Below are 13890 nucleotides of genomic sequence, written 5' to 3'. Positions count from 1 at the left end.
ATCGAAATACGGCAGCGTCCCCAGAAACAATGGGGAGCTGCAAGTGACCGTCGAGAGCAATCCGAACATTATCAAAATTACAGGCACCGTACGGGAGGCCAATGGACGAACGTTCATGGGTTACAACGGTCTGGATGCCATCGACGACATCTGGCACTATGCCCATGTGATCGTTGAAAGTGCCGATGGCGAACTGCTGAAATTTCAGCGGGTGACTACCAACGAAAAAATCGATCCAGAAATCGAAGTCGGCAATGAATGTACGTTTTACTTCCGGCGCATATGGTCCTGGAAGCAGTCCATCTTTCATCTCATCGCCAGTGAAAGCAAAGATCGGGGTGTCAATCACTTCGCATTCGCCAATACGAGCAGGGTTTCCCACGCAGCGACGATGGTGAAAGCCGTTCCGGGCGCCTACATCCTCGGACTGATCATGTTCGCTCTGCCGGCACGGTTCACGATAGGGCTCGGAAACGTGTTCTGGCTGGCCCTCATTCCTCCCGTGGCGCTATTCGTTCTCAACCATATGGCGAGCATCGAACGTGTGCGCCAGGACTCCCTCGCGCTCCAGAAGGAACTGGAAAAGACCCGTGTTGGTCAAAAGTTCGCTGGCCGCGAATTGAAGACGATGTGAGGCTGCAATGATCGACAGCCATGTTCGTAAGCGCAGACGGGTTCTTTTCCTCGGCGTCGTCGTCGGCGCTCCAATTTTTGCCACGCTCGTGATCGCGGCAGCCCTCATCTCAAACTCCATCGGGCCGATGATTTGGATTCGTGGTCGGCCCATGCTGACCGCGTCGCACAGGAAGAAGCCCGTGGCGCCCATATCGAAACGGAAGCGCGCAAGCAGACTTTTCAGACTTTGTGCCCTGACTACTTCGAGGCATCGTTTTTCGCCAGATGGCTGCGCTACAGCGATCGCCGGTGGTGCGAGTCATTTCGGGATAGAATGTCGGCGCAGTCATGAGATGGCTGCCTTGCAGCAGCTTGTCCGTTTGATCTCCCGCAAGATCATTCCTCTGAGGAGGGGGCGTCGGCGATCCCAGCGGATATGGAAAGTGCTGCCAGGTGCACAAGGTTCCTCGCGCCAAGCAGTGTCTTCAGACGCTCAACTCTATGATGGATCGTTCGAAAGGATCGATGCGATGCCTCTGCGATTTCCTTCATGGTCGCTCCCTCAGCGAGCAATTGCAGGATGCCGAGATCGATGTCTGACACGGCTGTCTTCGAAACTGCTGGCAAGAGAAACTTAACATCGATCAGGACCAGGCACCACTCGCTGCGGCCTTTGGGATTCCTTTGGGAGGATCAAGCGGTCATACATCATGTTCATGTCGAGGATCCCGGCGGTGATACGGTCAGTTCGGGGACGACAGTGCTCCATCGTACTGACGTAAGCCGGTATCATCAGTCTGCGCAGATGCTGCTGGTCAGGAAATTCCGAAAGTTTTCGGGACTCTAGAAGATCCCGCATGGCAGACATCCCCGTGGGCACTTTGTACTTGTGGATGAAGTCCAAGGCGAAGTCGTCTGGATTGAGCGCCCGAGTTTCGATGACGGCGAGGATCATGTTTGACCGCAGCCTCTCAAGGATTCGAGCATAAATGCCCGACTCATCACGATGACCGTCCTGGCTGTATATCCACGCATCCGTCATCAGCCGCGAAATCAATTTGAACGAGGCAGGCTGCTTCATCCCCTCATATCCACGAGGGCCGGAACCAGGGTATCCGACGACAAAAACCAACGGTTTTGTCACGACGCATAAAACTGTTTTGTCTCATGCATGACCCGTTGGGAATGTTGTCCATAATGCTTTTTGTATGCTTGCGTCTTCCTGCTCCGCGAAACCGTTCGTTTCTGTCAAGCCGGTCTAACCGCATGGGGGATTTGGAAGGATTCATGGCAAGAATTGGATACTCGCGAGTGTCGACGGCTGACCAGCATCTGGATCTACAGAAGAACGCTCTGCGCGATGCCGGTTGCGTTCGAATCTTTGAAGATCATGGAGTGTCAGGCGCCCAGCGGACAAGGACTGGTCTCTCTGCCACGATGAAAGTTCTCCGAAAAGGCGACGTGCTGGTCGTTTGGAGACTGGATCGCCTAGGAAGGTCGATCCGGCACCTGATCACGCTCATAGACGGGCTCAAGCGACGCGGGATTGGGTTCCTGTCCCTTACGGAGAACATCGACACGTCGTCTGCGGGCGGAAAGCTGATCTTTCACATCTTCGCGGCCATCTCCGAATTCGAAAAATCCTTGATCCGGGAACGGACCATTGCAGGCATCGCGGCGGCGAAGGCGCGCGGTAAATATCCGGGTCGGCGGCCGGCATTGAACACCGTGCAGTGTTGCGATATTCGCGCGGCGATCAACGCAGGTATGTCCGTTTGCGACGTCGCCCGCCAGTACAAGGTTCACCCCAGAACCGTCGTCCGGGGAATGGAACGATTGGAAATGACGCAAGCCTGATCACGTCGAATCCTACTGGAACAGCGCGAGGATATTCTGAGGTTCGGAATTGGCTATCTGCAGAGACTGAACGGCGAGCTGCTGTTGCGTTTGAAGAGCCTGCAGCCGGGCGGACACTTCTTCCATGTTGGCATCGACAAGACGGCTCACTCCGGATTCTACGCTGTCGGAGAGCTTTACGACGAAGTCTTCTTGCATAGATACAGGGCGCTGATCAAGGTCGAGCTTGAAGCGGCCGGGATTGCTCCGATTTTTGAGCCTGACGGATTCGTCGCCAGATTCTACCGACGCTCGGATTTGGCTCGTGCTGGGTACGTGCTATAGAGCTACCTAGCCCTGAGGTTAAAGCCCGCTTCGGCGGGCTTTTTTTGTATCCATATCTCAAACCTGCCCAAATCAAATCCAGCAGTATGCCCAAGGGAGTTTGGAAGGCCCGAAAATAACACAATGATTTCAATGCGCAGAACTGCTTCAGGGACAAACCAAGACGGCGCAATCACCAGTCAGGCTCTGTCGCCTTGGCTTCGCCGGACTTATGACGTCATGTCCGTTCATCGGCAGAACCTGCCGCGACCGGATCACGGCATTGTGGCCATTGCGCAAGTTTTTGATCTGGTCGAGTATCGAAGCGACTACGTCTGCGCTGGGGGTCTCATATGAAGCTGGTCGAAACGCCGGAATTCTCGATCGAAGTAAATCCGATATTTGAAAATGTCCGCGTCTTTGCAGGATCAATCGGATTGCGTCGTCATCCTGAGACCGCGTTCTCGCCACAGATGAGCGTGTGGTCTTCCAAGCGTGAGAGAAAATCGCCGGAAAAATGGTTCGGCGAACGCCTTACAGACAACGGCGGTAAGATCGTGGAGCGAAAGACTGTCACCTTCGCGGGCATGACGGGCGAGATGAGCAAGGTAAAGGATCGTCTGCAGGACTGGGAAACGAAGGAAAAACGCGACTGGTACCGCCTGCGCGTCCTTTTGGTGTCGGCCGATGGCTCAACCTGGTACCACGCCACTGCCATGGTCAGTGCGCCCGATCTCATCGAGATCGAGGCGGATTTTGAGCGTCTTCTGGGATCCATCCGCCTCACGCTTGAAGGCAATGCAGCGAACGAGGCGAGAGCTGCGGCGGAAGCCGAGACCGTTGTTGTCCTTGAAAGACTGAAGGACGACATGGAGCGGGTGTCAGCCATCCGTATCGAGCAAAGCCATGAAGAACGGCGCGTGGAAAAGGCAGCGGCGGCAAAGGCACCCGTGGCCAGTATCGAGGAGCGCTTTAACGATGCTGTGGTTGACGCTGGTTTTGAGGATAAGCGTGACGCCCTGCGACTGATCGTGATGCCAACGGTTGCCATGGTTGAACGTGATGCCGCCGACTGCAAAATCGCTGGACTAAGCCGCATTGGCGGTGGTCCCGACCTGCCTGCCGACGTAGATTGGCCGCGCGACGACAACGGCTTGCACCTCAATTATCTTGCCCAGATCAATCTCGCTGACGTGCCCGATCGGCCGGAAGCGCTACCGGAATCCGGGTTGATCTCGTTGTTCACGGGAACGGACTACACGGATTGGCGCGTCCTTTACTCGTCAGTGGACGCAACTCTCACGCCCCATACAGTGTCGGAAGACGCGATGGACACGGCAATCTCGGCGTCGCAGATGATCGTCTGGGATAGCGACCTCAGGCGATTTGTTCCGAATGGGCAGGCTGTTGACGGACTATCGCTTGGTGTTGACGAGGCCGGTCTCATGACATTCAGCCGCGACGGCGCACCTGTCAGGGCTTTTGCCTCCGAATACGAATTCAGCCGCTCGGCGCAGACGCTGCGCTTCGAACGCTCATTAAGCGCTCCCTTTGGCCAGCGCGGCGAGAACAACAACCCTAAGGTCTATGCTGATCTCGGCATCGAAGACCCATCGGATTTTTCCATCGCGATCAGCGAGCGCTTTAAAATCGGAGATGGACCACAGCACCAGATGTTCGGCATAACCGGCGTTCGCGAGCTCTCTGCGATCCAGCAAATGGCTGCTAAACATGCATCACAACACGGCTGGTCCGATATATCCGCGGCAGATGGCTGGTTCATTCTGGTCAAGCTCGCATCCGGAGGCGAAGCAGATTTCAACTTCGGCGACCACGGCGACTACATTTTCATGGTCCATCGAAAGGACGCTGCCCGAGCAGATTTCTCGAGGGTCTACGCCTTCGTCGACTCTGGCTAAGTACGACGGATAAGAACTTTGATCCATTGCTTATAGTGCAATCGCCTAAAGAAACAGGAAATTCCAGCGTCTGCTTCGGCCAAAGCGGCGTCAGTCATCATAACAGATTTGCGCTAATAACGGACTTAGCAATTTACGAAGTGCCCTTGCTTCGCTAACATTTTGCTAAAGATACCAACGCTGAAAAAGGCAAATAGAGCTTGTCTCAGGCAAACCCGCATCGACGTACAATTGCCACCCTAGACAAACTTAATAGCGTTGAGTGGTTTCGACTGGTTGGTGTTGGAGATATCGAAGGCGTCAGGCTGCTGACATCTTGGCCAGAAGCAATCAGCCATGCCTCATCCCTAGCTTGGGAGAATACTCGTTTGGAGGCGGCAAATGCATGGAGAGTGAAGCTGCTTCAGAAAGACAAATCGGCTTATGCGACGTGGAACGATAGAGTCAATATCGTCAAGCCGTATGCCGAGGCGCTGATCAGCGATAAGCTGCAGGCCTATATCAACCCGCAATACCTTGACGCGGTTACGCTCGAGGCCCGTTGGGACATTCTGCATCTCTGCTTGGAATGCGAGTTTGCAGATGTTCTCGACCCGGGTTTTTATCACTCGCTAGCGTATTATTACCTATCAGGCCACTTCCCGTGCGGCGTAGAAGGGGACTCCGCGAGCGGGTCGATGGTCATTTATTGAGCTGGTCCGGAAGTCCGCGAAGGGCCAAGTGCTGCGTTGGCAGCGTTACGCCAATGGAGTTTGGAAGCGAGGGGCGATCGGATTCTCCATTACTCAGGTAGGCTCGTCAGCCGGCATCGTTATCCGGCCAAGCCAATGAGTGACCGCAATTGCTCTATCGATTGTTGAGGAAATCCAGAACCCTACGCTGCTGGAGAATTTTGCGCTGGAGATCGATTTTGACTTTGCGGCTTTTGGCGATCGGCTACGAGGACATCAGCGAGGACTGTTTGGGCGCGCCCGACGAGCCACCGGCTGATGATAACCTGAATGCGGTCTATAGGGCTTGGCTGATCGAGCGCTACGGTGTCTCGATCCCAGCCATGGCCTCCGACATAGTGGACGAGGTTCCAGACGAGCTCACCAAGACGTCGGATGATCCATTCTGGCGCTGGGTGCGCAAGACCCAAGAAGAGCGGGACAGCGGGAGCCGGATTGTGACCTGAAAGACCTATTTGCTACGATCGTCGTAGTTTATAGGTATTTTTGAATGGAAAGCGCGCATTGAGCAAGTTTGCATGGACAGAACGGGCAAAAAATGTTGAGGAGGCGCGAAGAGCTATCAATACTTCTCCACGAGAGCCCGCATTACTAGAGCGGTTTTACAATGCCACCAAAGCGGCTTACCCTCCAGGCTTCTGGGAGCATTATGATCGGCTGAAAAACGGCGACGCGCGCGGTGTGGAAATGGCCATCGAGTTCCTCGAGGCTGACCCGTGGTTCTTTCGATCTGGCTATATCAAGGCGAACCTTGCGAGGTTTCTAAAACAAGTGACCTTGTCGAACCAGCAGGTTCGACGATTGGAAAAGGTCTTGCTCAAAATCGTTGATGAAAGAAACACGCAAGAATTTCGCAATTATTGTCGTCTAGCCCGCATTATTGCTACCCCAGAGCTGATAGAAGCCCTGAAAGAACGTCTGGCTGATGAAAGACTCCCTCGCAGGCTCAGAGCCACATGGATGCTTTCCACCATCGAACAAACTCGGATGTCACGGAAATCCTAAGGTGTTCGGCTAACTCCATTTTTCTGAAGCGGCCCAAGGACGCTTGTCGCAACACTCTTTCGCAAAGTTCGGTCTCGCATAGCCTATCGATTGTCTTTTTGGGCTTGACACGTTGAGGCTGCAAGTGGTGTTTTCGCGTTGCACAGAGGCTTATGCGACTGGAAGCATGCATGATCGTCGGTATTGATCTTGGAACGACAAACTCGCTGATCGGGACATTCGAAAACGGAAGCCCTGTCCTGTTTCCCAATGCCAGTGGACTTACCTTGACGCCGTCAGTCGTCAGCTTCGACGACAATGGCGTCATCGTAGGTGAAGCAGCGAAGGACCGGCTCGTCACCCACCCGGATCGCAGTGTTGCTACCTTCAAGCGCTGGATGGGAACAGCGCGCGAAACACGTCTTGGCGGCCAGGATTTTCGACCTGAAGAACTGTCCTCCTTTGTTCTGCGAAGCCTGATTGGCGATGCGGAAGCTGCGACTGGTCATAAAGTCACGGAAGCGGTTATCTCGGTGCCTGCTTATTTTTCCGATAGTCAGCGACAGGCGACCCGCTTGGCAGCCGAGATGGCGGGACTGAAGGTCGAGCGGCTGATCAATGAACCGACAGCAGCGGCGCTCGCATATGGTATGCAAGACAGAGAAGGCGAAAGCCGGTTTCTGGTTTTCGATCTGGGCGGTGGCACGTTCGACGTATCAATTGTCGAGATTTTCGATGGCGTCGTTGAGGTTCATGCCAGTGCCGGCGACAATTTTCTAGGCGGGGAGGATTTTCTCGATCTGCTGATGAATGCGGCCGCAGCGGATCTAAAGCTCGATCTCGATAAAATACCGCCTTCCGAACGCCTGCAACTGCGCCGCCACATGGAATTGATCAAACGACAGCTTTCCGGCACGCAAGAGGTGGCGCTGGAAGCGAAGATCGGCGCTCGCGACATCAGATGGTCGATTGATCAGGCACGGTTTGAAGTTTTGGCCGAACCGCTGCTCGCACGCTTGCGTGGCCCTCTTGAGCGTGCGCTTCTCGATGCTAAATTAAGACCGGATGATCTAGACGACATCGTCATGGTCGGCGGCGCAAGCCGCATGTCACCTGTTATCAAGACTGTGACTCGCCTGCTTGGGCGTTTGCCGCTACGTCACGTCAACCCGGACGAGGTCGTGGCCCACGGTGCCATCGTCGCAAGCGGGCTCAAAGGACGTGATGCCAGTCTGCGGGAAGTGATTCTGACCGATGTCAGCCCATACACTTTGGGCACCAATATCTCACGCCAGGATGTCAGCGGGCAGTTTCAGCCGGGCTATTTCCTACCACTCATCCCGCGCAACAGCACTGTTCCCGTGAGCCGGGAGCAAGAATTCTTGCCGGTCAACGAGGCTCAGACAACGATAACCTTCGGTATCTATCAGGGTGAAAACCCCATCGCAGACAAGAACATCCTGCTCGGTGAGTTGAAGGTTCCTATCCCTCAAGCGCAAAAAACCGCCGACCGCGGGGTCATTGCCCGATTTACCTATGACATCGATGGCATTCTTCAGGTCGAGGCTCGGGTCAAAGCGACAGGCGCTCACCACGAGATCGTCATCGAACGCGGACAGACGGGATTGAGTGAAGCGGAAATCCGCGAACGGCTGGCCAAGCTGGAGGCGATCAAGGTGCACCCGCGTGAGCAGCAGGAAAATCTCGCGCTGATGGCAAGGGCAGAGCGCCTTTATGAGGAAAGACTGGAGCACCGGGAGATGTTGCAAAATGCCATCATGCATTTCAACGGTGTGCTGAACACACAGGACGAAAGGCAGATCTCTCGGTTTCGTGACGATCTGGTCAGAGTTCTCACTGAAATCGATCCGAGATGACCCATCCGCTGGTGGCTTTCGAACTGGACGAGGGCGCTGACGAAAGAGCCGTCAAGCGTGCCTATGCCAAACGATTGAAGGCAACGCGGCCCGACGAAGACCCGGTTGGGTTCCAAGCGTTGCACCAGGCTTATCAGCAAGCATTGGATTTCATCCGCTGGCGCGACCATCGCCACCAGCCCATGGATACGGTTGCAAACGAAACGTCGACTTTGCCGCTGGAAAATATAGGTAGCGACCCCGAGACACAACGAATGCCGCATCCCGGCGCCGGGCCAGCTGCGGATACGGCACCAGTCGAGGAACTTTCGCTATTGCCTGCCGATGACGTTGTGCTGGGTCGAGAATTCATATTCTCCTTGTCGGATTTCGTGGACCCTTTGCTGCAAGAAAGTCAGCATCTTGATCCCAATCGCTTTCGACAGTGGTTGCGGGAACGCATGGCCGATTGGCCGTTGACCTCTAAACCAGTTCTTGCCCGTGCCATCGCTGAACATATGTTTGAACATCAAGTGCCTTTGAAACCAGATCGCTTCGATATTCTGGTGGACGAGCTTGGCCTCAACGATGTGCGCAGCGGGCTGGTCGATCCGATGCAGCTTGCTTACTATAGGGAAGGGTTGGTTTTTGACTCGCAATCTGTTCCTCCAGTCCGTCGAACCGGCTGGTGGAGGTCTTCGCTCATCGAACTTGTTTGTACGGCTGTGTTTTGTCTGGGTGGTCTGGCGCTGATCGCATATTCCGTCGCAATGACACCGGCGCCGAAGCCCACTCCATGGTATGTATCGTCATTGCCAAGCGATGGCCCGATCAGTACACGACTCTTGCCCGGAGCCGATCCGGAGGCGCGTCGCCTCATCGAGCAAGCTTCCAGCGCATCGGACGTACAGGTCGTCACAATACTTGATCAGGTGATTGAGAGGTTGTCGGAGAGCCCTGAACTGGCGAACGAGCGTCTGCTGGCACTTGCGCTGTACAACAAGGGTCACAAGTTGCAACACACAGATCGGTCCGCTTCTTATGCTGCCTATGGTCAGTTACAGAGACGCTTTGGCACGAAGAAAGACGTAGATATCGGCGTTATGGTCGCTGCCAGTTATGTGAATATGGGACATGAAGATTTCGAAACAAATCGTCTCGAGACGGCGCTGGAGCCTCTCAATGCAGTTATCGAACTCTACCGCAGCATCAACGAAGGGCCAATCGGGCGCCAGGTTCTTGCGGCAATGGTTTTACAGGCAGAAACTCTGATTTTGCAACGAAAACCAGAGGATGCGAGGCGTAAATTGGACGAGATCGATGCAAGAGTAGGGCTGTCAAGCGATCCTGCCTATCCCGGATTTAAGTCCACCACAAATACGCTGCGTGCCAAATTGCCTCCACCACAAACCTAACCCGCTCTGGAAATATCATTTTTGGGAAGCGAGCCTCGATAAGGGAGGGCTCGTGCCAATTGACGCGAATGGGCTCAAAACGGCGCGGTGTCTATCAATCGGTAAGACCGAAAACCACCGACCACGTTCTCAAATCGCTTTATCGAATGCGTCTGCCTCAGCTTCACTTGTAAAGGTGAATGTGACGAGTTCACTGTCATCGTCCTGACGGATGCTGATTGCAGTGACAATCAACCGAGCGATCTCATCTTGTGCGTCATTTCCTGATCGAGACGAATTCACCGTTTTCTCGATGGCTGGTGCGAAGACCTCGCTGATGACACCGAGACGCATATTGTGTTTCATGATGATATCCCGGTCCTCAATGATCGCGGCCTGTTCATCTTTCGGAAGTCCGGCGTTGTCCATTGCGGTGATCGTGGCGTTCGTCGCGAGTCTGATTGGCCCCTCGTTAAGCCAGCGATCAACCATTTGATGGAACTGGCGCATACGCGCAGCGGGAATAACTTTCTTTACGGTGATCGACATCTGCGTTCCTTTGTCAGCGTCCATGCAGGCTCATAAAACGACCTAAAAAGAGGACCTGTTATCGCGAACAAAATTTGCTCGAGCAGGGTGTAAGGATTCGAGCAACAAGCTTCAATGCAATTGTGTTGAAATGTCGCGCGACCTCATTGAAAAGAAAGTCGATTCATAAGCCGAGCGGATGATTCCGATCGCCAACGTGCGGCTTTGGACCGGGATAAACCATCTAGCAGAGAAGCATATGGTTTTTGAAGACGACAGGACTATACATTTCAAAGCTCCAAAACCCCTATTTGGGCGGCATTTTCCACTTCGACGATTCGGCATTAGCCCGCTCTTCGGGTTTTTTAGGTACCATGCCGGCTTTCTCAGGCGTCCAACCCGGGTCTTCAACCCAGTAACGGAGTGGGAGATACGAGGCCGTTTCGCCTTTTTCAAAAATGCGCCGCGGGTAAATCAGGTCTCCGTAGCTAAGATCGCCTTCAAAGTTGGTCACATCAACATCAAGCAAGTAGGTACGCGTGCTCTTTGCAGGTTGAGCAGTCGGATCAGGCGCAATAATCCAACTTTCTTGTCTCGGAGCTAAGCCGTAGTCCCGCAGTGTTAAATCAAGGTCGTTTCCACTAGGAGACTTCATGATAGCGATCAACATTTCGCCGCCCGAGTCGAAATCTTCAGGACCGGATGGCACGCGGATTTGCGATGTCGGTTGCCAACCTTTAGCCTCAAGTGATGTAATTAGTTCAGTCACATATGTCCGAGCTTCATCTAGGGGCTTAGGCTGCGCGAAGGGACGGAAAGCCGCCCCATTGATAATTCCTGCTCTCTGCGTAATTTGAAGAGTGCGCCCTGGGATCACATCGAAGCTTTGAGCGCCATCCAACACGTGAAGCGAAATCCAATTATCATCAAAAAAGATTGGTGAAGTGTCGCCAATCTTGTCGATGTCTACGACATAACCTTGAGGAACACGTGGCCCGGTTTGCAACTTGTTACGATCGAGAAAATCCCTGACCGTCATGCGCATGGCAACTTCAATGGAGCGAGGCTCACTGTCAGCTGGGTCCTTAATTTGGAACATAAAGTTCCACACGTAAGTGAGGGCGATCAATAGAATTAAAAATATCAGAAGCTTTTTCATCAGTTATGTAACCATCTCCGATCCTAGTATAATGGACGGAATTTCTATCTATCAGTCACCGTGTGACATGCTTGGAATAAGCCGGTCCTTGATCTCTGGGACAATACTGCTCGTTAGCTCTACATAACCAGAGATGAACCTGTCCTCCAGTTGTTCTTACACTGCACCGCGTCAATCAGCAGCAACCCACCGATCTCTTTTCGGACTACCGGGACGGCATCTTCCAATTGGAGGAATCGGGTTGAGCGCGCTCCTCTGAAGATGTGGGCACCATCCCTGCCTTTTCAGGGAACCAATCGGGATCTTCGATCCAGCGCCGCAACGGTATTGCTTTGTCGAGATCTGAGGTCTCAAACAATCGTCTAGGATAAATAAGCTCCTCGTATACTCTGCCATCATAATCCATAACATCGACTTCAAGTAGATATGTGCGGCTACTTTCCGCTGGCTTATAAGTTGGGTCTGGCAAGAGTATAAAGCTTTCATGTCTGGGAGCCAGACCGTAATCTCTGAGCGTCATCTGAAGTTTGCTACCGCTTGTGGCCACCATTTCTGCGAATATATTTTTTCCTGCACTGTCGAAATCGTCTGCACTGGCTGGCGGTGTTGAAGGAGAGGTCGGCTTCCATCCTTCCTTCTCTAACGTCCCAAGAAGTTCGTTAACATAAATTATCATGTCTTTCAGAGGTCTTGGTTGGGCAAAAGGACGAAATGAAATTCCAATAACACGCCCCGCGCGCTGGGAGACTTGAAGTGTGCGTCCAGGCGGCAGGTTAAAACTCTGCGCTCCATCCAGGAAACGTAATGCAATCCAATTGTCATCAAAAAATATCGGCATCACATCAGTAAGCTTATCGACGTCGATACCATAACCTTGTGGAACTCGCTTCCCCATATCCAGACGGTTTTTTTCAATAAAGTCCTTTACCGTCATACCCATAGCGACCTCGATAACCCGCGGTGGATTTTGAGCAGGATCGTCCCGTTCGAACATCAGTTGCTATCCTAAAAAAAGAACGAGAACGGCGAAGATAATGAATAAAATTTTTTTCATAAATTTTGTTTCTTCCAACCTTGAGAAGAAAGCCTATCCATCTATCGTCCGTACAAACTTACTGGAACATTCATTTTGATCAAGCTCGCCCTCGACGCCGCATAGACGCCATCATGATTAGCGCAGCGAATGTTGCGACGATTGAGGAGATTTGAATGACGGTTCGGAAGTCGTAGGCCTGGGCGATCAGGCCGACTGCCGGGCCCGCCAGAATTCCGCTGACGCTCAGGACATTCCAGTAAAGTGCAGTCGCTTGGGCAGGGCGATCACCGGCGAATGACTGGATGAAGCTGATACCGAGGCTGGCGTAAAGACCATAATACAGTCCCTCAAGTGCTGCTCCCGCCAGCATCTGGGGATAACTGTGAATATGCGACAGAAGCTGGATCGTGGCTGCGGCAAGAAGCGCTACTGCGAAGAGCGGCCCTCTAAGGCCGAAGCGTGAGATGATCCATGGCGTTGAAAAAATCGCGATGACTTCGAAGAATGTCTTCATGCTGAACGCCGTTCCTGGCGCATAGCCTGGCAGGCCTACCTCTCGAACGTAGAACAGCGGCAATGCGCTGAACGTTAGGGAGTGTGCTGACGACAGGCAAAAGATGAAGGCCGCTGCTAACCAGAGACCGACGGGCCGTTGCGCGACCTGCCTGTCGGCTGATCCGTTTTTAGGGTTCAGCGTCAGGCCTCTTGGGATGATTTTCCACCACATCACGGCCCAGCATAACGCCAATCCCAGTGCGAGCTTGAATACGGAAGCCTCGCCGAATCGCTCTGATACGAGAAAAGCTATTGCAGGCCCCATCATCCATGCCGTTGATGTGGTTGTCCGCATCAGAGCGTTGGAACGCCCAAGCGCGATTTTGCGCCGTTCCGCGACAACTCTTCCTAAGCTGAACATGGTCGCGACTGCACTGCTGCTCAAGCCGAAACCAAGCACGCCAAACGTCAGCAAGACTTCGAAAGTCGGAGCGAGGGACAAAGCAGATGTTGCGAGAACATACCCTGCTAGTGCGACGCCGATCAGGGGGAATGGTGCTTTTCCCGCATCCAGCCACCGCCCGAATGTGCGGGTACAGAAAATACCCAGCACCGTTACCATCCCAGCGTAGAGACTGATGGCAGATGGCGAACGGCCAAGGCCTTCGACAATATAGAAAGCCATGTATGGCCCGATCATCGAGCTGCAAACTGTGCCGGTAAAAAGCGTGATAATAAAGGGATAGAGCGGAAGGTCGCGTTCGCTAGTGGTCGTCATAAAAATATCCTGCAACGTGCTGGACCAGACGTCGGTCACGTACACGTTCAGGTGGATATGCGAGGAACATGACGGTTATATAACATCGAAAGCTTAGCTTGCAATCTCTGCTTGGCAGAAGATTGTGGTGTCACAACACGGATGGCGGTCTCGCTGCATCTGCGCCGGCTCGAACTCTACCGGGCATAAAATTAAAAAACACGGGAGCGGCGAACCCCCGTGTCACTTCCGAAAT

Annotated in this window: 14 protein-coding genes and 1 pseudogene; 8 read left to right on the top strand and 7 right to left on the bottom strand. The window is 53.5% G+C overall.

Annotated features, from left to right (window positions below; all coding sequences use genetic code 11):
• Window positions 1-43: 43 nt before the first annotated feature.
• On the top strand, window positions 44-634 hold the full coding sequence (locus tag HRR99_RS09475; protein WP_233121362.1) for a hypothetical protein: 591 nt from the start codon (window positions 44-46) through the stop codon (window positions 632-634).
• 377 nt (window positions 635-1011) lie between these two features.
• Here the strand turns inward: HRR99_RS09475 and HRR99_RS23275 are convergent, their stop codons facing one another.
• Window positions 1012-1167 carry a helix-turn-helix domain-containing protein gene (locus HRR99_RS23275; RefSeq protein WP_422387313.1) on the bottom strand — a complete coding sequence of 52 codons (156 nt, stop codon included), beginning with the start codon at window positions 1165-1167 and terminating at the stop codon, window positions 1012-1014.
• A gap of 82 nt (window positions 1168-1249) precedes the next feature.
• Window positions 1250-1696 (bottom strand): hypothetical protein, encoded by a 447-nt coding sequence (locus tag HRR99_RS09470; RefSeq protein ID WP_233121361.1) that lies wholly within the window; start codon window positions 1694-1696, stop codon window positions 1250-1252.
• A 206-nt stretch (window positions 1697-1902) separates the two neighbouring features.
• Between HRR99_RS09470 and HRR99_RS09465 the strand changes: the two genes are divergently transcribed.
• Entirely contained in the window at window positions 1903-2472 is a 570-nt protein-coding gene (locus HRR99_RS09465; protein ID WP_233121359.1) for a recombinase family protein, read from the top strand.
• Between the two features lie 12 nt (window positions 2473-2484).
• Here HRR99_RS09465 and HRR99_RS09460 read toward each other — a convergent pair.
• Window positions 2485-2667, bottom strand: a pseudogene (locus HRR99_RS09460) (flagellin); the annotation flags it as partial.
• Window positions 2668-3128: 461 nt separating this feature from the next.
• Between HRR99_RS09460 and HRR99_RS09455 the strand changes: the two are divergent.
• The 6 genes from HRR99_RS09455 to HRR99_RS09430 all read left to right on the top strand — a co-directional run bounded on the left by HRR99_RS09455 (window position 3129) and on the right by HRR99_RS09430 (window position 9680).
• Window positions 3129-4694, top strand: a complete 1566-nt coding sequence (locus tag HRR99_RS09455; RefSeq protein ID WP_233121358.1) for a DUF1963 domain-containing protein — start codon at window positions 3129-3131, stop codon at window positions 4692-4694.
• A 200-nt stretch (window positions 4695-4894) separates the two neighbouring features.
• The gene (locus HRR99_RS09450; RefSeq protein WP_233121356.1) at window positions 4895-5386 is read left to right on the top strand and encodes a hypothetical protein; all 492 of its coding nucleotides are present in this window, start codon (window positions 4895-4897) and stop codon (window positions 5384-5386) included.
• Between the two features lie 218 nt (window positions 5387-5604).
• Window positions 5605-5871 (top strand): hypothetical protein, encoded by a 267-nt coding sequence (locus tag HRR99_RS09445; RefSeq protein WP_233121355.1) that lies wholly within the window; start codon window positions 5605-5607, stop codon window positions 5869-5871.
• A gap of 58 nt (window positions 5872-5929) precedes the next feature.
• Window positions 5930-6430, top strand: coding sequence for a hypothetical protein (locus HRR99_RS09440; protein ID WP_052816247.1), 501 nt, complete (start codon window positions 5930-5932; stop codon window positions 6428-6430).
• A 170-nt stretch (window positions 6431-6600) separates the two neighbouring features.
• Window positions 6601-8286 (top strand): molecular chaperone HscC, encoded by a 1686-nt coding sequence (locus HRR99_RS09435; protein ID WP_233121353.1) that lies wholly within the window; start codon window positions 6601-6603, stop codon window positions 8284-8286.
• The gene (locus HRR99_RS09430) at window positions 8283-9680 is read left to right on the top strand and encodes a hypothetical protein (RefSeq protein ID WP_233121351.1); all 1398 of its coding nucleotides are present in this window, start codon (window positions 8283-8285) and stop codon (window positions 9678-9680) included. Before HRR99_RS09435 ends, HRR99_RS09430 begins: the two co-directional genes overlap by 4 nt.
• Window positions 9681-9809: 129 nt before the next feature.
• Here HRR99_RS09430 and HRR99_RS09425 read toward each other — a convergent pair whose 3' ends face one another.
• The 4 genes from HRR99_RS09425 to HRR99_RS09410 all read right to left on the bottom strand — a co-directional run bounded on the left by HRR99_RS09425 (window position 9810) and on the right by HRR99_RS09410 (window position 13655).
• The gene (locus tag HRR99_RS09425) at window positions 9810-10232 is read right to left on the bottom strand and encodes a hypothetical protein (protein WP_233121349.1); all 423 of its coding nucleotides are present in this window, start codon (window positions 10230-10232) and stop codon (window positions 9810-9812) included.
• Between the two features lie 262 nt (window positions 10233-10494).
• Complete coding sequence (locus HRR99_RS09420; RefSeq protein ID WP_233121347.1) at window positions 10495-11346, bottom strand: hypothetical protein; 852 nt, start codon at window positions 11344-11346, stop codon at window positions 10495-10497.
• A gap of 205 nt (window positions 11347-11551) precedes the next feature.
• Window positions 11552-12340, bottom strand: coding sequence for a hypothetical protein (locus tag HRR99_RS09415; protein WP_233121346.1), 789 nt, complete (start codon window positions 12338-12340; stop codon window positions 11552-11554).
• A 139-nt stretch (window positions 12341-12479) separates the two neighbouring features.
• Window positions 12480-13655 carry an MFS transporter gene (locus HRR99_RS09410; RefSeq protein ID WP_233121344.1) on the bottom strand — a complete coding sequence of 392 codons (1176 nt, stop codon included), beginning with the start codon at window positions 13653-13655 and terminating at the stop codon, window positions 12480-12482.
• Between the last annotated feature and the right edge of the window lie 235 nt (window positions 13656-13890).

It is taken from the genome of Agrobacterium vaccinii, assembly GCF_021310995.1.
In the GTDB taxonomy this organism is placed as follows: domain Bacteria; phylum Pseudomonadota; class Alphaproteobacteria; order Rhizobiales; family Rhizobiaceae; genus Agrobacterium; species Agrobacterium vaccinii.
This window is presented reverse-complemented; position numbering and strand designations above follow the sequence as displayed.

Coding starts and splice junctions, on each gene's coding strand:
- HRR99_RS23275 (WP_422387313.1), bottom strand. CDS start 1,167: ATGAAGGAAATCGCAGAGGCATCGCATCGATCCTTTCGAACGATCCAT.
- HRR99_RS09470 (WP_233121361.1), bottom strand. CDS start 1,696: ATGAAGCAGCCTGCCTCGTTCAAATTGATTTCGCGGCTGATGACGGAT.
- HRR99_RS09465 (WP_233121359.1), top strand. CDS start 1,903: ATGGCAAGAATTGGATACTCGCGAGTGTCGACGGCTGACCAGCATCTG.
- HRR99_RS09455 (WP_233121358.1), top strand. CDS start 3,129: ATGAAGCTGGTCGAAACGCCGGAATTCTCGATCGAAGTAAATCCGATA.
- HRR99_RS09435 (WP_233121353.1), top strand. CDS start 6,601: ATGATCGTCGGTATTGATCTTGGAACGACAAACTCGCTGATCGGGACA.
- HRR99_RS09430 (WP_233121351.1), top strand. CDS start 8,283: ATGACCCATCCGCTGGTGGCTTTCGAACTGGACGAGGGCGCTGACGAA.
- HRR99_RS09425 (WP_233121349.1), bottom strand. CDS start 10,232: ATGGACGCTGACAAAGGAACGCAGATGTCGATCACCGTAAAGAAAGTT.
- HRR99_RS09420 (WP_233121347.1), bottom strand. CDS start 11,346: ATGAAAAAGCTTCTGATATTTTTAATTCTATTGATCGCCCTCACTTAC.
- HRR99_RS09415 (WP_233121346.1), bottom strand. CDS start 12,340: ATGTTCGAACGGGACGATCCTGCTCAAAATCCACCGCGGGTTATCGAG.
- HRR99_RS09410 (WP_233121344.1), bottom strand. CDS start 13,655: ATGACGACCACTAGCGAACGCGACCTTCCGCTCTATCCCTTTATTATC.